Genomic DNA, 17,626 nt, shown 5'->3' with positions numbered 1-17,626 from the left:
GCTAGCCCTCTTTTACTTCTTCCGACATTGCAATGAACGACATCGAATCGCAAAGCCTCGAAGCGCAAATCCGCGTGCGCGCGTATCACCTCTGGGAAGCCGACGGCCGCCCCGACGGACGCGCGGAAGAGTTCTGGCGCCTCGCGCAAGCCGAGGTGAGTGCGCCGAAGAAGACCGTCAAGCGGCGCACCAAGGCTGCCGAACGACCGGCCGGCGCGAGCGTTTCGGCAAAAGCCGTCAAGCCGCGCAAGACGGCCGCACCGAAGGCCGCACCCGCCGCAGCGACAAAGCCCCCGCGCTCGAAGGCGAAGCTCGAAGCGCAGGGCTGACTACCCAGCGTCGCCTGCGCTGTACAGATGCCGCATGCCGCGCAAATGGTCGGCGACACGCTGCAAAAGCGCGACCGCATCGCCGATACGCATCAATCCGTTGGCTTCGTCGTCCTCGCAAAAGAGCGGCCGGCCGGTGTCCGATGCGCGAATCGTCAGATCGCCCAGATGGGTCTCCGGCACCGATTCGCCCGGGCGTAGCGTCAGCACGTTGCCGTTCCTGATCGCATCGCGGACGCGGCTCAGGAACTGGATCTCCGGCGCGCGCGAGTTGGCGATGTCGTGATCTTCGAGAAAGCCGCCCACCGCGAGCAGCGCATTCGTCACGAGCACGCGCTGCACTTTGGCGCGCGAAGGCGGCTCGGTGTCGGCGCCGGCCGGCGGCTGCGCCCCGAGCACGAGCGGCGGCGCGTGCTTGCGCGCCAGTTCGACCCCGTCGGCCGGCGACAACGCACCGGCGCCGCCGAGCGCGATCGTCAACACGCGAAGTTGCTCGTCGATCAGCGTGATCGCCTCGGCGCCGGAATGCTTCGAACCGCCCTTTTCCATGTGATGCTCCTTGTCATGCGTGGTCGTTTGAGTGCGAGGGTGACGTGTGATAGCGATCAGCAAGGGACGTTCCGCACCTCATGGCGTCGCGGGCGGCTGCGGGTTGTTCGCCGGATTGGTATCGAAGCGCGCGATGTGCGCGATCCCCGTGTCTTTTCCCAACGCGAGCAGGTCGCTCTCCAGCGCGTCGGCAACGCCCTTTCCGTAGACCTCGTCGCCGTCGGCATACACGGTAAACACGCGCAGATACTTCGCCTTCTTTGCGGGGTCCTCGATGGTCGCCCGCGTCCATGCGAAGAGCGGATAGCCGTCGGCGCCCCGGGCCTGCGCTTCGTCGACGTACTCCTTGAAGGCGTCGAACTGGCATTTGAGCGTGGCGCGGTGTCGGCGCAGCACGTCGAAGAGCGGTTCGTCCTCCGGGCGTGCGGCACCCTCGCGTAGTGCAGCGGCCAGTTCCGCCGATGCGTCGAGTCGCAGTTGAAACTGCCATCGGTCGTCCATCGTGTCTCTCCTCCTCGGAAGCGCGCCGCTCCCGGCCGTCGAAGCGCAAATAACGGGCTTCTGGTACAAAGGCTCCATTCGTCTACAGCATGACCGAAAACGGCGTCGCGCGCTGCCAGCCCGCCCTCGCCCGCAAGGATCTGCAATGCACACAAAAACAACCCCACATCGGAGCTGAACATGGCAATCACGCTGAACGTCAATGGCGAGAATCACGACGTCGACGCCCCTCCCGACATGCCCCTGCTATGGGCGATCCGCGATCTGGTCGGGCTGACCGGCACGAAGTTCGGCTGCGGCATCGCGCAGTGCGGCGCGTGCACGGTCCATCTCGACGGCGCCGCCGTGCGCTCGTGCGTGCTGCCCGTCGCGGCCGTGGGCGGGCGCAAGATCACGACGATCGAAGCCGTCGGCGGCACGCCCGCCGGCAAGAAAGTGCAGGACGCCTGGAAGGAACTCGACGTCGTGCAGTGCGGCTACTGCCAGTCCGGGCAGGTGATGTCGGCGGCGGCGCTGATCGCGGCGAATCCGAATCCGAGCGACGCGGACATCGACGCCGCGATGGACGGCAACGTCTGCCGCTGCGGCACGTACAACCGCATCCGCGCGGCGATCAAGCACGCCGCAAAGGGGGCGTGACATGTCGCAAGGACTGATCGATGCGCAAAACGGCCGCGCACCCGACGCGCGCCATTCCGGCCTGACGCGCCGCACGTTCCTGAAGTTCGGCGTCTCGGTGGGTGCCGCGGCGGGCGGCGGGCTGCTGCTCGGCTTCAGCTTCTCCGCCGCGGGCCAGCCCGCGCCCGGTGCCAAATCGGTCGTGAGCGGCGACGGCAACGAAGCGCCGCAAGAAGGCGTGTTCCAGCCGAACGCGTTCGTGCAGATCGACCGCGCGGGCAAGGTCACGCTCGTGATTCCGAAGGTCGAGATGGGGCAAGGCGTCTACACGTCCATCCCGATGCTGATCGCCGAGGAACTCGAAGTGCCGCTCGACAGCGTGACGGTCGCGCACGCGCCGCCGAACGAGGCGCTCTTCGCGGACCCGCTGCTCGGCGGCCAGCTGACGGGCGGATCGACGTCGATCCGCTATGCGTGGGAACCGATGCGCCGCGCGGGCGCGACGGCCCGCGTGCTGCTCGTCACGGCGGCGGCGCAGCAATGGCAGGTCGATCCGGCCGCGTGCCACGCCGAGAGCGGCCAGGTGAAGCACGCCGCGAGCAGCCGCTCGATCGCGTACGGCGATCTCGTCGAGGCCGCCGCGAAGCTGCCAGCGCCGCAGAACGTGCCGCTCAAGGACCCGAAGGATTTCAAGCTCGTCGGCACGCAGGCGAAACGCATCGACTCGCCGGAGAAAGTCGACGGCACCGCCGTATTCGGGCTCGACGTGCGCCTGCCCGGCATGAAGTACGCGGCCATCGTGAACTGCCCGGTGTTTGGCGGCACGCTTGCGAGCGTCGACGACACGGTCGCGAAGAAGGTGCCGGGCGTCACGCAGGTCGTGAAGCTCGACAACGCGGTGGCCGTGATCGGCGACCACACGTGGGCCGCGAAGCGCGGTGCGTCCGCGCTCGTCCTCACGTGGAACGAGGGCAAGGGCGCGGACCTGCAGATGCAGCATCTGATCGACGACCTCGCGAACGCCGCGAAGCGCGACGGCGCGGTGGCACGCAAGGAAGGCGACATCGACCGCGCATTCAAGGACGCCAAGACGCGCGTCGATTCGGTCTACCAGCAGCCGTTCCTCGCGCACGCGACGATGGAGCCCGTCAACTGCACGGTCCACGTGCGCGCCGATGCGTGCGACGTCTGGGTCGGCACGCAAGTACCGACACGCGCCGTCGATGCCGCGAAGCGCGTCACGGGCCTGCCCGCCGAGAAGATCACGATCCACAATCACCTGCTCGGCGGCGGCTTCGGGCGGCGGCTGGAGACCGACTTCATCGCGAACGCGCTCTTGATCGGCAAGCAGGTCGACGCGCCGGTGAAGGTCACCTACTCGCGCGAGGAAGACATCCAGCACGACATGTACCGGCCGTACTACTACGACGCGATCTCGGCCGGGCTCGACGCGAACGGCAAGCCCGTGGCGTGGAAGCATCGCATCGTCGGCTCGTCGGTAATGGCGCGCTTCGCGCCGCCCGCGTTCAAGAACGGGCTCGATCCGGATGCCGTCGAAGTCGCAGCGGACCTGCCCTACGACCTGCCGAATCAACTGGTCGATTATGTGCGGCAGGAGCCGCGCGACATTCCCACCGCGTTCTGGCGCGGTGTCGGACCGACGCGCGGCACGTTCGTCGTGGAGAGCTTCATCGACGAACTCGCGGTGCAGGCGAAGATCGATCCCGCGACGTACCGGCGCAACCTGCTCGGCAAGACGCCGCGCGCACTCAACGTGCTCGACGTCGCGACGAAAGCGGCCAACTGGGGCAGCGCGCCACCGCAAGGACAGGGACGCGGCATCTCGGTGATGCACGCGTTCGGCAGCTTCTTTTCGATCGTCGCCGACGTGAGCGTCGACAACGGCGAGGTCGCGGTGAACCGCATCGTGTGCGCGGTCGACTGCGGCATGGTCGTGAATCCGAATACGGTCGAGGCGCAGATCCAGGGCGGCATCATCTTTGCGATCACGGCAGCGCTGTACGGCGAGGTCACGATCAAGGACGGCCGCGTCGAGCAGAGCAATTTCACCGATTACCGCATGCTGCGTCTTTCGCAGACGCCGCCGATCGACGTGCATATCGTGAAGAGCACGGAGGCGCCCGGCGGCATCGGCGAACCGGGCACCGCGGCGCTCGCGCCCGCGCTCACCAACGCGATCTACGCCGCGACAGGCAAACGCCTGAAGCAGTTGCCGGTCGGCCGTCAACTGCACACCGCGTGAGGAGAACCGACATGCCAAGAAAAATCCTTGCAGGCATCGGCCTTGCCTTGTCGTTTGCGGCTTCGTCGGGCGCCGGCGCGGCCACCGCCGACGACGCGCTCGTCGCGCGTGGCGCGTATCTCGCGAAGGCCGGCGATTGCATCGCGTGCCACTCGGCGCCACGCGGTAAACCGTTCGCCGGCGGCCTGCCGATGAACACACCGATGGGCCGCATCTACACGACCAACATCACGCCCGATCCGGAAACGGGCATCGGCAACTGGAGCGAGCAGGACTTCGACGGCGCGTTGCGACGCGGCGTCGCGAAGGACGGTCACAATCTCTATCCGGCGATGCCTTACCCGTCCTACGCGAAGGTCCGCGACGACGACGTGAAGGCGCTCTACGCGTACTTCATGAAGGGCGTGGCGCCCGTCAGGCAAGCGAATCGCGCGTCCGACATTCCGTTCCCGCTCAATATGCGCTGGCCGCTCAAGCTCTGGAACGTCGTCTTCCTCGACAAGGCCGTGTATCAGGACAAGAGCGGCAAGGACGTCGCGTGGAATCGCGGTGCGTACCTCATCCAGGGACTCGGACATTGCGGCTCGTGCCACACGGCGCGCGGCATCGCGTTCCAGGAGAAAGCGCTCGACGAGAGCGGCAGCGCGTTCCTGACGGGCGGCCTGCTCGACGGCTGGTTCGCGTCGAACCTGACCGGCGAGTACAACGTCGGGCTCGGGCGCTGGTCGGAAGGCGAAGTCTCGCAGTTCCTGAAGACCGGTGCGAACAAGCACGCCTCCGCATTCGGCTCGATGACGGACGTGATCAACCACAGCACGCAGGGCCTGACCGACGAGGACATCACCGCGATGTCGCAATACCTGAAGTCACTGCCCGCGTCCGGCGGCACGAATGCGCCGCGCTATGCGTACGATCCGAACGTAACGAAGGTGTCGCTCGCGCATCCCGCGGTCGATGCCGGCGCCAAGGTTTATACCGCGTACTGCATGCATTGCCACGGTGTCGACGGAATGGGTTTTGCGCCGATGCTCGCGCCGCTTGCGGGCAATCCGAACGTGATGGAAAAAGATGCGTCGTCGCTCATCAACGTGACGCTCAATGGCACGCAGGATCTGGTGATTCAGGGCTTGCCGTCCGCGTATCCGATGCCGAAATACGCACCGACGCTCTCGGACAAACAGATCGCCGATGTGCTCACGTTCATCCGCGGCGGCTGGAATAACGGCGCGGCGGCGGTGTCGGTGGAGGACGTCGCGAAGTTGCGCAAGTCGACGCAAGCCGCAAAGTAAAAGCGCTGGCCCCTGGAAGCGCACGCCGTTCAGCGCAGCGGCGCTTCTGATTGCGCATTGTCGTCCCAGACGGGCATCACGTCGCGCACCAGCGCGGCGATGGACGACGCGCCGAGCTTCTCCTTGATGCTCGCGCGATGGACGTCCACGGTCTTCACGCTGATCGAGAGATCGGCGGCAATGAGCTTGCTGCCCTTACCATCGACGACACCGCGCAGCACCTCCCGCTCGCGTGCCGTCAGCGATGCAATCCGCTTCGTCAATGCGCGCCGCTTCTAGTCCGCTGCATGACGCTGCGTCGCGAGCTTCAACGCCGGCTGCACGCGGTCGAGCATCTGCTGCGAGTTGTAGGGCTTCTCGACGAAATCGATCGCGCCATTCTGCAACGCGCGCACCGACATCGGTATGTCGCCGTGACCGCTCGCGAAGATGATCGGCAAGGTCGCGCCCTGTTCGTTCAGCGCGCCCTGCACGTCGAAGCCGCTCGCCTGCGGCATGCGCACGTGGAGCACGAGGCACGCTGAAATCGTGGGATCGAACGCGGCGAGAAAACTCGGGCGCGCTCGCGAGACAAAGCGACTTGATTCCGACCGAATCCAGCAGCCACGACAGGGACGTGCGCATGCCCGCATCGTCGTCGACGATATAGACGAGGGAGGACGTCGAAGGTGATTAAGTCATCGGCGACTCGGCAATGCAGGGATTCATGGCGAACGGCGCGCTTCCCGCAAGGCAATTTGGGCCCCGCGATGCGTCATCTCAAAATTTAATCATAACCAGACGAAATCGAACCGCAAAGCATGAATACCCGAGTACGGGCCACAGCGCGTCTTAGGTAGGTGATTTCTTTAGACGGGCGAAAAACCGAAGCGCTCGCGGTCCGATTCGATCCGCCCTCATACCTGCGTATGACCGGTTAATACGCGTGACTCGCGTGTTCATCCCGAAGGCTGAGTTCTTCACGCGGACCAACACGCAATGCTCGCGCGACTCATCCGGATGTATCCACGCATACGACGATCGTTGTCTCCCGACCGCCGTTCGTAGGTCTTGGTTCAAGCCGCAACCGCGATTACATTACGTTCACGGCTGAACCTGCAAGCGATCCAACGATCAGCCAGCGAAAAATAACTGCGGGACAGTGGATTACTTCGCGATTGTCCGTGTTCACGTAAGTATGGCCGCCGCAAGGCGCGTCCTTTTCGATGTTGGAACAGGCACGATCGGTTTTAAGCGCATATCCGCTGTTTCATCAATACGTATGCCTAACTAGTATTCGAAACCCGCATGACCGTTTTCATGCATTGCCCAAATGTTTCACTCACCTCTCTTCAAGGAGTATCACGTCATGAAAAAGCTTCTCGTTAGTCTCGCCTTTGTTGCTGGCGCATTCGCGGCTCCCGCTCTGAGTTTCGCTCAATCGAATGGCCCGGTGACGCGCGCCGAAGTCCGTGCCGACCTCGTTCAAGTGGAAAAGGCCGGATACAACCCGGCGCGCGCCAGCGACACCGACTATCCCGCGGACATCCAGGCCGCAGAAGCGAAGGTCGCTGCTCAACAGGAGCAAACCCAGGCGAAGCTTGGCTATGGCGGCGTCGCGCAGAACGGCACGTCAAGTTCCGGTCGGGCGTCGCACACCGCAATGAATTCGGCGTGCGTCGGCCCGGCAAGCTTCTGCAAGCTCTACTTCGGCAGCTAAGCACGAGAGCGGGATGTCGTGCCGACGGCCGCGCGCACGACATTTCGACGTTCGCGAAGTCGGCCGGCCATCCTGCATTTGCTTTATCCCCATGGAGTTTCGAATGAATACTGTTTCGCGCGCGGCTTCGGTCGTCGCCTTGTCGCTTTCCATTTTTTCATCGGCGGGTGCAATGGCGCAGGACGCCCCGCACAACCCCACGACGGTCAAGAATATCGTTCTGGTCCACGGCGCGTGGGTCGATGGTTCCGGCTGGAAGCCGGTCTATGACATCCTTACGCGCGACGGCTTCCATGTCAGCGTGGTCCAGGAACCGCTGACCTCGCTCGAAGACGACGTCGCGGCGACAAAGCGCGTCCTCGACCTCCAACCCGGTCCGACGATCCTCGTCGGCCATAGCTATGGCGGCTCCGTCATTACCGAAGCCGGCGTTCATTCGAACGTCGTGGGTCTGGTTTATGTCGCCGCTCACGCGCCGAATGTTGGTGAAGACGAGGCCGCGCTCGGCAAGGGCAAGCCCAGCTATACATCGAAGCAGACGGGCGCAGTCGAAAAAACCGATGACGGCTACACCTACCTGAATCCCGCCGTCTTTCCAAAGGACTTCGCCGCCGATCTGCCGCTCAAGCAAGCTCGATTCGAATCGCGTTCGCAGATGCTGACCGCCGCGAAAGTCTTCTCGGCGCCGCTGACCGCGGCGGCCTGGACCACGAAGCCGAGCTGGGGCATCGTCGCGGCCGACGACAAGATCATCAGCCCGGATCTGGAGCGCTGGTACTACGCACGCGCGCACAGCCACACGACGGTCATTCCCGGCGCGAGTCATTCTGTGTACGAGTCGCGCCCGCAGCAGGTTGCCGCCGTGATCGAGGATGCAGCAAGGCACGCAATCCAATAAGCCGGGCGCGGAAATCCATTTGTTCTCGCGACTCAAAACTGTTTGTCCGTGGCGGGTGTACGCAACACGCCTCAATAAGCCTAGATTGGCATCCATCGGCGCCGTTGGCCCGATCGGCAACACAGCCCATCTACTTATTCGAGGTTACGCATCATGAGCAACTCACAGAAAGTGGTCGTCGTCACGGGCGCATCGCAAGGTATCGGCGCTGAACTGGTCAAGGCTTTCCGCGAGCGCGACTATCGCGTGGTCGCGACTGCGCGTTCGATCAAGCCGTCCGAGGACCCGCATGTTCTTGCGATTGCCGGCGATATCGGCGATCGCAAGGTCGCGCAACGTGTCGTCGACGAAGCCATCGAACGCTTCGGCCACATCGACACGCTCGTCAACAACGCCGGCATTTTCATCGCGAAGCCGTTCACTCAGTACACGGCGGAAGACTACGCCGCCGTTCTCAACGTCAACGTCAATGGGTTCTTCCATGTGACGCAACTGGCGATCGCCGAAATGGAAAAGCGGGCCAGCGGGCATGTGGTCCAGATCACGACTAGTCTCGTCGACCATGCGGTCAGCGGCGTGCCTTCGGTGCTCGCGTCGCTCACCAAGGGCGGCCTTAACTCGGCGACCAAGTCGATCGCGATCGAATATGCCAAGGCCGGCATTCGGGCTAACGCGGTATCGCCCGGCATCATCAAATCGCCGATGCATGCGCCCGATACGCACGAAGCGCTGGGCGCGCTGCATCCGGTAGGACACATGGGCGAGATGAGCGACATCGTGAACGCGGTCCTGTATCTGGACTCCGCACCGTTCGTCACCGGCGAAATCCTGCACGTCGACGGCGGTCAGAGCGCCGGCCACTAAACCCAGTCGGGGCGCTTGCGGGTGCCCCTCTTTCGAAGGAGCGCAACATGCCTATCGTCACAATCCAGGTGACTCGCGAAGGGAACACGCCTGGCACCGATGCCGTCACCGCCGATGAAAAAGCGCAGCTCATCAAGGGCGTCAGCGAACTGCTGCGCGATGTGCTGAACAAGCCACTCGAAGCCACGTTCGTCGTAATACAGGAAGTCGAGAAGGAAAACTGGGGCTGGGGCGGATTGCCCGTCGATGCTTATCGTGCGCAAAAAGCGCTAAAGACAGGGCAAACGTGCATGCAGGCCTGAACCCGGTCAAGCGCTCCCTTCGATGGCGCTTGCCTTAGAGCGCGCCGTCGCAAGCGCGCTAAGCACGCATGGTTCGTACCCTTCTTTTCCCCTCTAGAAATTCAAATTCGCTCTGTTACACTGCCTTCGACGGTGATGGATAACAATTTGAAAAATGATTAAACGGGGACATCCGCGCACTGGAGGAGCACATGCGGCATTCCAATTACCGTCCTGAGAGCGCCAAGGCGCTCGGCTTCGCCGCGGGTTGCACGCGGCCTTTAAGGCTTCGACCCTTAGCGGCGCTCGTCGCCTTGAGCATGGGTTTTTGCATCGACGTCGCCGATGTGTTGGCCGCGCCGCCCTTGCCGCAGAACGGCCAGTTCGTCGGCGGCACGGGCACGATCGCGCGCAATGGCGCCAATCTCGACATCACACAGTCGGGCGCGCGCGGCATCATCAACTGGAACAGTTTTTCGATCGGCGCGGGACGCACGGTCTCGATCAACAACGGATCGGGGACGACGCTCAATCGCGTCACCGGCAACGCGATGTCGACGATCGACGGCACGCTGAAATCCACCGGCAGCGTCTATCTCATCAACCCGCATGGCGTGGTCGTCGGTAAGAGCGGCGTGATCACGACCGGCGGACGCTTCGTCGCGTCGACGCTCGACGCGGACAACAACGCCTTCATGAACGGCTTCGACTCTCTGTCGCTAGAGGGCACGTCCAACAGCGCAGTGGTCAACCTCGGCAAGATCAGTTCGAGCGGCGGCGATGTGTTCCTCATCGCGCGTAGCGATGTCGTGAACGCCGGCACCATCGATGCGCCCAAGGGCTCCGCCGAACTCGTCGCCGGCAGCAAGGTATTGCTGTCCGACTACGCCTATGGGCCGCAAGTGTCGGTGGAGATGCCGAGCCACGGGCGGGCCATCAACTCCGGCACGGTGCAGGCCGCGCAGATCAACCTGCAGGCCGCCGACGGCAACGTCTACGCGCTCGCGGGAAAGAACAGTGCGTTGCGCTCGACCGGCACCGAGACGCGCGAGGGTCACGTGTGGCTCGTCGCCGATGCCGGCACGGTCGATGCCCGCGGCGCGAACATCGCGGCGCGCAACGCGGACGGCAGCGGCGGCACGGTCGACATGAACGCCGATACGTTGAAGGTGGCCGGCGCGAAGGTCCGCGCGGCGCAATGGAACCTGACGTCGCCCGAGTTCGCGATCGACAAGCCGACTGCGAACACGCTCGCCGATAGCCTCTCAAGCGGGACTTCGGTTGCGCTCAACGCGACCGGCGCCAACAAGGCCAGCGGCAATATCGGCGTGGGATCGGACATTCGATGGCAAGGCGCATCGTCGCTCACGCTCGATGCCACTCGTTCGGTGAGCATCGCGCCGGGCACGACGATCGCCAACGCGGGCGCAGGCAGCCTGACGGTCCGCGCCGACAGCAACTCGATCGACAACCACGGCAGCGTGACGAACAACGGCACGTTCGACTGGTCGCGCAGCAGCGGTATCGTGACGGCGCTTTACGACATGAACGGCAGCTACAAGCCGGGCACCGTCATCACGAATGCATCATGGAGTCCGGCGCCCTTCAGCGGGCGCGTCACGCAGGTCACGGGCTACCGGCTCGTCAACTCGACGGCCGATCTGAACGCGATCAACAACAACCTGGGCGGCAACTATGCGCTCGGCACGAGCTTCGATCTCGGCTTCGCGCCGAACGCGGTGCACGCGATCGGCAGCGCGGCGAAACCGTTCACCGGACAGTTCGATGGCATGGGGCATCTGCTCAGCAGCCTTAACGTATCCGGCACGTCGTCACAAGGCACGGGACTGTTCGCAGACATCGGCAAGACGGGGGTCGTGCGTAATTTCGTGATCGCGGGCAGCACCGCATCGTCCTCGCAAGGGCCGGTCGGCCTGCTCGCGGGAGTGAACGACGGGCGTGTGGTCAACGTCGGCGCAACGGGCTCCGTCTCGACGAGCTCGGCGACGGGCTCGGCGGCCGGTGGGCTCGTCGGCGTCAACCGCGGGTCGATCGAACGCGGCTGGAGCGGTGGGGCGACATCCGGTCAGGGCGCGACGGGCGGTCTCGTCGGCGAGAACGATGGGACCATCGTGCAGTCGTATTCGCTCGGCAACGCGAGCGGCGATGCGCGCAGCCAGGTCGGCGGACTGGCGGGCGCCAATCGCGGCACGATCACCCAGTCGTATTCGAGCGGCTCTGTCGACGGAGGCAACTATCGTGGCGGGCTGGTGGGCAACAACGGCGGCGCGATCGGGCAGTCGTTCACCACGTCATCGGTGACGCCTGCCGGCGCGGGAACGCAGCGGCCGGGCGGCATTGCCGGCAACAACACCGGCACGATTGCCCGCGATGTCTACTGGAACGCCGATACATCCGGCGCGCTCGTGGGCGCCGGAGCCGGCACGGCTGCCCCGACTTCGAGCCGGATGACGACCGCGCAAATGCGCGACCCCGCAAGCTACGGGCCGAGATGGGACTTCAGCGCGACCGGCGCCTGGGCCTTGCCGCCGGGTAGTGGCGAGCCGGTCCTTCGATGGTTCCTCGGTCTCTGAAGGGCACCCACCCGCGCGTGCGATGGGAAGTGGAAAATCGATCCGTGCGGTACGCCCGCCTGCGATGCGAGGCGCGGCGTCACCAGCACGGCGGACGGTGTTGCGTGATGATGTTGCGTGAGGGTGTTGCGTGATGCGGTCGATCACGAAACCGGGTTTGCAGCGACGAAGTTCTTGAACGCGGCGTAGGCCGGGTTCTTGGTCGTGCCGTTCGCCTGGATCAATCCATAGTTCGCATCGACGATGCAGTACATCATCACCGACTGGATGTTGTACTTGTCCTTGATCGAGCGATATTCGGTGAGCGTCTTCGTGACGTAATCCGCGGCCGCCTGGCCGGAATCGACGCCGCCGGTCCAACCCCATTCCGTCAGCCAGATCGGCTTGCCGAACGAGTCTTTGAGCACCTGCAGAACGTCCTGGCACGCGTTGTTGTTCCAGCCGCACAGGATGTCGCCCGAGCTGTGATACCAGTGATACGTCGTGAAGTCCCAGCGAATGGCGGCTGCGTTCGCGAGACCTGCCGTCGTGCCGTTCGGCGTGATGCCTCGCCATAGCATCTGAAGCGCGCCATACGCCATCGGGATGCCGACGTTCACGCCGCAATTGATGGTGGGGTCGATGGCCTTCACGCCGTCGATCATGCCGCGGAGCACGCCACGGAACGACGGCCACATCGTCGGGCTCCAGTGGTTGTAGCTGCTGCCGTTGCCGCTGATCTTGAGCGCGACGTCGAGTTCGTTACCGCACTCGATGTACTTGACGAGCCCCTTCAGCACCTTCGTGCAACCGACAGCCAGGTTGTAGCCGAGCGTATAGGACGCCGATTCGGAGGCGTTGGGACTCCAGCCGCACGAGAGCGGATTGAGCACCGGCAGGATCGACACGCCGCTGTTCGCAAACGGACCGCGCAGCGCGTCGGAGATCACTTGCGCCATGCCGTCGCTTGCGACGTCCGCACGGTAGTTGGTGACGCCGAGGTCCTTGAGCATCGCGAGCTGGGCAGCCGGACCCAGCGTCTTGTAGATGCCGGTGCCGTAAGCCATGTGGCCGTTCATGCCGTAGAAGAGCGGTGCCGCCGCGGCAGCCGTCGCCGGCGTCTTCGTGCGCGGGTCAACCGTTCCAATCGAGGTCCACGCACTGCCGTTCTTGTACCACGTGCCCGCCGAGTTCTTCGCGTAGATCACGCCGCCGTACCAGAGCATCAGGGTCAACGCGCTGGGCGAACCCGTCGCCACGCCCGTACCGTTCTTCGTCACGCGGCTGCTGACGAGCGTCCACGTATTGCCGGACGAGTCGACGATCGACTGCGCCGACGGAATGACCGTTCCATCCGGCGATGCCGTGGCAGCAGCCTTTGCAACACCCGCCACATCGCCGGAATCGGCAATATCGCCTCCACCACCGCAAGCGGCGAGCGCAGCGCTCCCCGCACCGGCCATTAACATGGACAGGAAATTTCGACGTGTTACGGACGACGTATTGAGCTGAAAACGGTTCGAATCGGCAGTTTCGACTTTAGCGGCAGGAGAATTGGCAGGTCGCATCGGTAGTATGTGCGTTAGTACTCAGAAGGCATGAGTATATTTTGGAATAAACTACCGCACGCGTAACACAATGTAACTCTTTGAAGATAGAAACAATTGCCTTTAACTCATATGTATGAAGGAAAATACTCCTAACGACATTGGAAAACGTCACCAGATATTCCTAATCATATTATTGATTAGACTGAAAACGGCATAAATTACGCGGTAAAAAGCGCTGTTTTTAAGTATTTAGATATTCTGTCGGAAATAATTTCACGAGAAAATCGTTCGCAAGGCTGGCGAAACGCCATTTCCGAATCGGAGCGCGATTTTGTTAATTAAGTCAGAGGAATAGAAGTTACGGCGAATTCGTATGGCCGTTCATTCCCGCCAATGGCGGCAAATGCCGGAGAATTCGCCTTTCGCTCGCTTCAAGTGACATGTTGCCGGAGCAAACAAGTCACTCCCTTGGCAACGTCACCCGAACGGCATTACGCGCCGAAGCGTTGTAGTCCCTTTACGCACTCGTCGAACTCCGCTTCGAGTTGCGCCATCAGTTCGGCGGCTGGCAAGTGGCGTGCAAGCGAGGCAGCCTGCCCCGCCCATTGCGCGCCATAGCCGAACTCACCCTGCGCCTTGGCGGCCGCGTGCAGCGCTTTTCCCGCATCGTAGGTAACGGGATAGTCCGGCGTTTTCGGAGCACCCACCGAACGCCCCAGCTCGGTGAACCGGTTCACCATGCTGCGTGCAGGCCGGCCCGAGATCGCCGACGTGAGGATGGTATGACGCGCGGCATCGCTCAGAATCGCGCGCCGGTATCCGTCGTCGATCGACGTCTCCGGACACGCGACAAACGCGGTGCCGAGTTGCGCAGCCTGCGCACCGAGCGCGAGCGCCGCCGCGATGCCCGCACCATCCATGATGCCGCCGGCGGCGATCACCGGCAGATCGACACTGCGCACGAGCAAGCGCGTCAAGGCGAACGTGCCCAGGCCGTCATCGAATGCCTGACGATCGAACATGCCGCGATGGCCGCCCGCTTCGATGCCTTGCGCGACAATCGCATCGACTCCGGCATCCGCCAACTGAGTGGCTTCGTCAACGTTCGTCGCCGATGCAAGCAGCCTGATTCCCGCAGCCTTCAGCGATGAAATCACTTGCGGCGAAGGCAGTCCGAAGTGAAAGCTGACGATGGGCGGCTTCTCTTCGAGAAACACCTTCACCATCGCCTCGTCGCGTTTGAAGCTCGTATAGATCTCGCCGAGCGTCGTGGGCGGGGCAACGCCGAAGCGGTCGAAATGCGGCTTGAGCCAGTTCAGCCATTCGCGCTCGGTCGGCTCGTCGAGGACCGCCGGTTCGTGGCAGAAGACATTGATGTTGAAGGGCTTGTCCGTGAGCGCACGCGTCTCGCGAATCACCTTGCGCGCGCCTTCGGCGTTCATTGCGCCCACGCCGAGCGAGCCGAGTCCACCCGCGTTAGAAACCGCCGCGGCAAGCGCCGGCGTGCTCACGCCCGCCATCGGCGCCTGGATGATCGGCTTGTCGATGCCGAGCCGTTGCAACAGCGGAATGTGTTCAGTACGACTGTTCATGTCATGTCTCTTCATTGGGGTTGATCGAACATGCGTGAATCACGCGTTGCGTTCATGCATGCAGTTTTTCCATGAGGAAATCCACAAACGTTCTCACTCTCGACGACACGTGTCGCGCATGCGGATACAGCAAGATGAACGGCCGCGTGCAGCCTCCGAACTCGCGTAGGACTTCCACCAGCATGCCATCGTTCAGATCCTGCGCGACAGTGAAGCGGTAGGTCTGAAACAGCCCGGCGCCGTGGCGAGCCAGCGTCACGCCCGCCAGCACGTCGCCCGACGAGCCATAGCCGCCGCCCGTCATCACCTCGACGCTCTCGCCGTCCCTCATGAACGACCACGCGATGTTCCGGCCGTTACTCGGCAATTCGTATTGGATGCAATCGTGCCTCGCGAGATCGTCGGGCGTTATGGGCGTGCCGGCTCGCTTCAGATACGCCGGCGACGCGACGACGACAAGCTCGGCATCCTCCAGCTTGCGCGCGATCAGGCCCGAGTCCCTGGGCGCGCGCCCGCGTATCGCGAGATCGAAACCTTCCTCGGCGAAATCGATGTTCCGGTTGCTCAGATGCACTTCGACGGTCACGTCCGGGTATCGCATCCGGTATTCGGCGATCAGCGGCAGCACGCGACCGTGGCCGTATGGTGTCGGCATGCTGATGCGCAGGACGCCGGCCGGTGTCGTCTGCTGGCCTGTCGCTTCCCGCTCGGCGTCCACGAGCTGGGCCAATGCCTGGCGGCAATGCTCGAAGTAGCTGCGTCCGGCATCGGTGAGGCGTATCTGGCGCGTCGTTCGCACGAAGAGCCTGACGCCAAGCCGCTCCTCGAGGCGTGCGACCGCGCGGCTCACGGCCGCCGGCGTCACGCTTGCCGATGTCGCGGCGAGCGTGAAGCTGCCGAGTTCGGCCGCAAGGCAAAACAGTTCGATACTGCCGAGGACCAGGTCGTCGAATTGTCGCTGCATGCTTGGTGTGCCCTTCTCGCTCGAGACTGATACACCGAAGGATAGGCAATTTGAACGACGGGCGCGGCAATGCAAAAAGGGCGCCGCGCGATTTCTCGCCCGACGCCCTTCCTCGACCTCAAACCGCAGCAGCGTTATTTCGACGTCGGCATGGCGAACTCCGCGCCCTTCTCCGTGCTCTCCGGCCAGCGCTGCATGATCGATTTCTGCTTCGTGTAGAAGCGCACGCCTTCCTCGCCATACGCGTGCGTATCGCCGAACAGGCTGCGCTTCCAGCCGCCGAATCCGTGCCACGCCATCGGGACCGGAATCGGCACGTTGATGCCGACCATCCCCACTTCGATGCGGCGTCCGAATTCGCGCGCCACGTGACCGTCGCGCGTATAGCAGGCCACGCCGTTGCCGAATTCATGCGCATTCACGAGATCGACCGCTTCCGTGAAGTCCTTCACGCGCACGCACGCCAGCACCGGCCCGAAGATCTCTTCCTTGTAGATGCGCATCTCCGGCGTCACATGATCGAACAGCGTGCCGCCCGTGAAGAAGCCGTCCTCGTGACCCGCCACCTTCAATCCGCGACCGTCCACGACCAGCGACGCCCCTTCGTCGACGCCCATCGCGATGTAGCCTTCGATGCGCTCCAGCGCCTGCCGCGTGACGATCGGCCCCATCTCCGCCGTGTCTTCCATGCCGTTCCCCACGACCAGGCTGCGCGCGCGCTCGGCAAGCCGAGGCACGATCTTGTCCGCGACATCGCCGACCAGCACCGCCACCGAGATCGCCATGCAACGCTCGCCCGCCGAGCCGTAGCCCGCGCCGATCAGCGCATCGATCGCCTGATCGAGGTCCGCATCCGGCATCACGACCATGTGATTCTTCGCGCCGCCGAGCGCCTGCACGCGCTTGCCGTGCTTGGCGCCGGTTTCATAGATGTAGTTGGCGATCGGCGTCGAGCCCACGAAACTCACCGCCTTGATGACCGGATGCGTGAGGATTGCGTCGACGACCGTCTTGTCGCCCTGAACCACGTTGAAGACGCCGTCGGGCAGCCCGGCTTCCTTCAGCAGGCGCGCCATGAAGAGCGACGCCGACGGGTCGCGCTCGCTCGGCTTGAGGATGAACGTATTGCCCGCCGCGATCGCGATCGGGAACATCCAGCACGGCACCATGCACGGGAAGTTGAACGGCGTGATGCCGGCCACGACGCCCAGCGCCTGCCGCACGGTCCAGTTGTCCATGCCGGTCGAGACCTGCTCCGTGTAGTCGCCCTTAAGCAACTGCGGAATGCCGCAAGCGAATTCGATGATGTCGATGCCGCGCGAAACTTCGCCCTGTGCGTCGGAAAACACCTTGCCGTGCTCGGCCGTGATGATGGCGGCGAGTTCATCGCGATGGCGGTTCATCAGTTCGAGGAAGCGCAGCATGACGCGCGCACGGCGAATGGGAGGCGTGTCGCTCCACTGGGGAAACGCAGCCTTCGCGCTCGCAACCGCCGCATCCACGTCGGCCGCCTCGCCCAGCAGAAGCTGGCGCGCGCGCTGGCCCGTCGCCGGGTTGAACACCGGCTGCGTGCGCGTCCCCGATCCGCGGACAGGTTCTCCGTGAATGAAATGGGTGACGTCGGCGTTGTCGCTGAAGGCTTGCATTTCGACTCCT

At 63.7% G+C, this 17,626-nt stretch carries 15 protein-coding genes and 1 pseudogene; 9 read left to right on the top strand and 7 right to left on the bottom strand.

Annotation, left to right across the window (positions count from 1 at the left end; translation table 11 throughout):
- Positions 1–32: 32 nt before the first annotated feature.
- Positions 33–329, top strand: a complete 297-nt coding sequence (locus tag AWB66_RS20985) for a DUF2934 domain-containing protein (protein ID WP_087632093.1) — start codon at positions 33–35, stop codon at positions 327–329.
- Here AWB66_RS20985 and AWB66_RS20980 read toward each other — a convergent pair whose 3' ends face one another.
- Together AWB66_RS20980 and AWB66_RS20975 are read right to left on the bottom strand one after the other, a co-directional pair.
- Entirely contained in the window at positions 330–878 is a 549-nt protein-coding gene (locus AWB66_RS20980; RefSeq protein ID WP_087632092.1) for a hypothetical protein, read from the bottom strand.
- A gap of 78 nt (positions 879–956) precedes the next feature.
- The gene (locus tag AWB66_RS20975; protein ID WP_087632091.1) at positions 957–1,379 is read right to left on the bottom strand and encodes a hypothetical protein; all 423 of its coding nucleotides are present in this window, start codon (positions 1,377–1,379) and stop codon (positions 957–959) included.
- A 180-nt stretch (positions 1,380–1,559) separates the two neighbouring features.
- Between AWB66_RS20975 and AWB66_RS20970 the strand changes: the two genes are divergently transcribed.
- From AWB66_RS20970 to AWB66_RS20960, 3 genes are read left to right on the top strand one after another with little or no spacing between them, the layout of a single operon-like run.
- Positions 1,560–2,018 carry a (2Fe-2S)-binding protein gene (locus tag AWB66_RS20970; RefSeq protein WP_087632090.1) on the top strand — a complete coding sequence of 153 codons (459 nt, stop codon included), beginning with the start codon at positions 1,560–1,562 and terminating at the stop codon, positions 2,016–2,018.
- Between the two features lies 1 nt (position 2,019).
- Positions 2,020–4,260 (top strand): xanthine dehydrogenase family protein molybdopterin-binding subunit, encoded by a 2,241-nt coding sequence (locus AWB66_RS20965; protein WP_087632089.1) that lies wholly within the window; start codon positions 2,020–2,022, stop codon positions 4,258–4,260.
- Positions 4,261–4,271: 11 nt separating this feature from the next.
- Positions 4,272–5,549, top strand: coding sequence for a c-type cytochrome (locus AWB66_RS20960; protein ID WP_087632088.1), 1,278 nt, complete (start codon positions 4,272–4,274; stop codon positions 5,547–5,549).
- Between the two features lie 29 nt (positions 5,550–5,578).
- Here the strand turns inward: AWB66_RS20960 and AWB66_RS20955 are convergent.
- A pseudogene (locus AWB66_RS20955) lies at positions 5,579–6,173 on the bottom strand (response regulator transcription factor).
- Positions 6,174–6,897: 724 nt separating this feature from the next.
- Between AWB66_RS20955 and AWB66_RS20950 the strand changes: the two are divergent.
- The 5 genes from AWB66_RS20950 to AWB66_RS20930 all read left to right on the top strand — a co-directional run bounded on the left by AWB66_RS20950 (position 6,898) and on the right by AWB66_RS20930 (position 11,885).
- Entirely contained in the window at positions 6,898–7,248 is a 351-nt protein-coding gene (locus tag AWB66_RS20950; protein ID WP_087632087.1) for a DUF4148 domain-containing protein, read from the top strand.
- Between the two features lie 103 nt (positions 7,249–7,351).
- Positions 7,352–8,146 carry an alpha/beta hydrolase gene (locus AWB66_RS20945; protein ID WP_087632086.1) on the top strand — a complete coding sequence of 265 codons (795 nt, stop codon included), beginning with the start codon at positions 7,352–7,354 and terminating at the stop codon, positions 8,144–8,146.
- Positions 8,147–8,299: 153 nt separating this feature from the next.
- Positions 8,300–9,010 carry an SDR family NAD(P)-dependent oxidoreductase gene (locus tag AWB66_RS20940; RefSeq protein ID WP_087632085.1) on the top strand — a complete coding sequence of 237 codons (711 nt, stop codon included), beginning with the start codon at positions 8,300–8,302 and terminating at the stop codon, positions 9,008–9,010.
- Positions 9,011–9,057: 47 nt separating this feature from the next.
- Positions 9,058–9,312, top strand: coding sequence for a tautomerase family protein (locus AWB66_RS20935; RefSeq protein ID WP_087632084.1), 255 nt, complete (start codon positions 9,058–9,060; stop codon positions 9,310–9,312).
- A gap of 191 nt (positions 9,313–9,503) precedes the next feature.
- Complete coding sequence (locus tag AWB66_RS20930; RefSeq protein WP_087632083.1) at positions 9,504–11,885, top strand: two-partner secretion domain-containing protein; 2,382 nt, start codon at positions 9,504–9,506, stop codon at positions 11,883–11,885.
- A 143-nt stretch (positions 11,886–12,028) separates the two neighbouring features.
- On the opposite strand, the gene AWB66_RS20925 is transcribed toward AWB66_RS20930, so the two are convergent.
- The 4 genes from AWB66_RS20925 to AWB66_RS20910 all read right to left on the bottom strand — a co-directional run bounded on the left by AWB66_RS20925 (position 12,029) and on the right by AWB66_RS20910 (position 17,616).
- Complete coding sequence (locus AWB66_RS20925) at positions 12,029–13,258, bottom strand: glycosyl hydrolase (protein WP_087632082.1); 1,230 nt, start codon at positions 13,256–13,258, stop codon at positions 12,029–12,031.
- A 647-nt stretch (positions 13,259–13,905) separates the two neighbouring features.
- Positions 13,906–15,006 carry an NAD(P)H-dependent flavin oxidoreductase gene (locus tag AWB66_RS20920; RefSeq protein ID WP_087632081.1) on the bottom strand — a complete coding sequence of 367 codons (1,101 nt, stop codon included), beginning with the start codon at positions 15,004–15,006 and terminating at the stop codon, positions 13,906–13,908.
- A gap of 52 nt (positions 15,007–15,058) precedes the next feature.
- Complete coding sequence (locus tag AWB66_RS20915; RefSeq protein ID WP_087632080.1) at positions 15,059–15,970, bottom strand: LysR family transcriptional regulator; 912 nt, start codon at positions 15,968–15,970, stop codon at positions 15,059–15,061.
- Between the two features lie 134 nt (positions 15,971–16,104).
- A complete protein-coding gene (locus AWB66_RS20910) occupies positions 16,105–17,616 on the bottom strand; it encodes a CoA-acylating methylmalonate-semialdehyde dehydrogenase (RefSeq protein ID WP_087632079.1) in 1,512 nt (503 codons plus the stop codon).
- Between the last annotated feature and the right edge of the window lie 10 nt (positions 17,617–17,626).

It is taken from the genome of Caballeronia telluris (assembly GCF_001544495.1).
Classification (GTDB): Bacteria; Pseudomonadota; Gammaproteobacteria; order Burkholderiales; family Burkholderiaceae; genus Caballeronia; species Caballeronia telluris.
This window is presented reverse-complemented; position numbering and strand designations above follow the sequence as displayed.

Excerpts from the sequence above, each read along its gene's own strand:
- AWB66_RS20915 (WP_087632080.1), bottom strand. The coding sequence starts at position 15,970 with ATGCAGCGACAATTCGACGACCTGGTCCTCGGCAGTATCGAACTGTTT.
- AWB66_RS20970 (WP_087632090.1), top strand. The coding sequence starts at position 1,560 with ATGGCAATCACGCTGAACGTCAATGGCGAGAATCACGACGTCGACGCC.
- AWB66_RS20960 (WP_087632088.1), top strand. The coding sequence starts at position 4,272 with ATGCCAAGAAAAATCCTTGCAGGCATCGGCCTTGCCTTGTCGTTTGCG.
- AWB66_RS20940 (WP_087632085.1), top strand. The coding sequence starts at position 8,300 with ATGAGCAACTCACAGAAAGTGGTCGTCGTCACGGGCGCATCGCAAGGT.
- AWB66_RS20930 (WP_087632083.1), top strand. The coding sequence starts at position 9,504 with ATGCGGCATTCCAATTACCGTCCTGAGAGCGCCAAGGCGCTCGGCTTC.
- AWB66_RS20965 (WP_087632089.1), top strand. The coding sequence starts at position 2,020 with ATGTCGCAAGGACTGATCGATGCGCAAAACGGCCGCGCACCCGACGCG.
- AWB66_RS20935 (WP_087632084.1), top strand. The coding sequence starts at position 9,058 with ATGCCTATCGTCACAATCCAGGTGACTCGCGAAGGGAACACGCCTGGC.
- AWB66_RS20910 (WP_087632079.1), bottom strand. The coding sequence starts at position 17,616 with ATGCAAGCCTTCAGCGACAACGCCGACGTCACCCATTTCATTCACGGA.
- AWB66_RS20980 (WP_087632092.1), bottom strand. The coding sequence starts at position 878 with ATGGAAAAGGGCGGTTCGAAGCATTCCGGCGCCGAGGCGATCACGCTG.
- AWB66_RS20985 (WP_087632093.1), top strand. The coding sequence starts at position 33 with ATGAACGACATCGAATCGCAAAGCCTCGAAGCGCAAATCCGCGTGCGC.
- AWB66_RS20920 (WP_087632081.1), bottom strand. The coding sequence starts at position 15,006 with ATGAACAGTCGTACTGAACACATTCCGCTGTTGCAACGGCTCGGCATC.
- AWB66_RS20975 (WP_087632091.1), bottom strand. The coding sequence starts at position 1,379 with ATGGACGACCGATGGCAGTTTCAACTGCGACTCGACGCATCGGCGGAA.
- AWB66_RS20945 (WP_087632086.1), top strand. The coding sequence starts at position 7,352 with ATGAATACTGTTTCGCGCGCGGCTTCGGTCGTCGCCTTGTCGCTTTCC.
- AWB66_RS20950 (WP_087632087.1), top strand. The coding sequence starts at position 6,898 with ATGAAAAAGCTTCTCGTTAGTCTCGCCTTTGTTGCTGGCGCATTCGCG.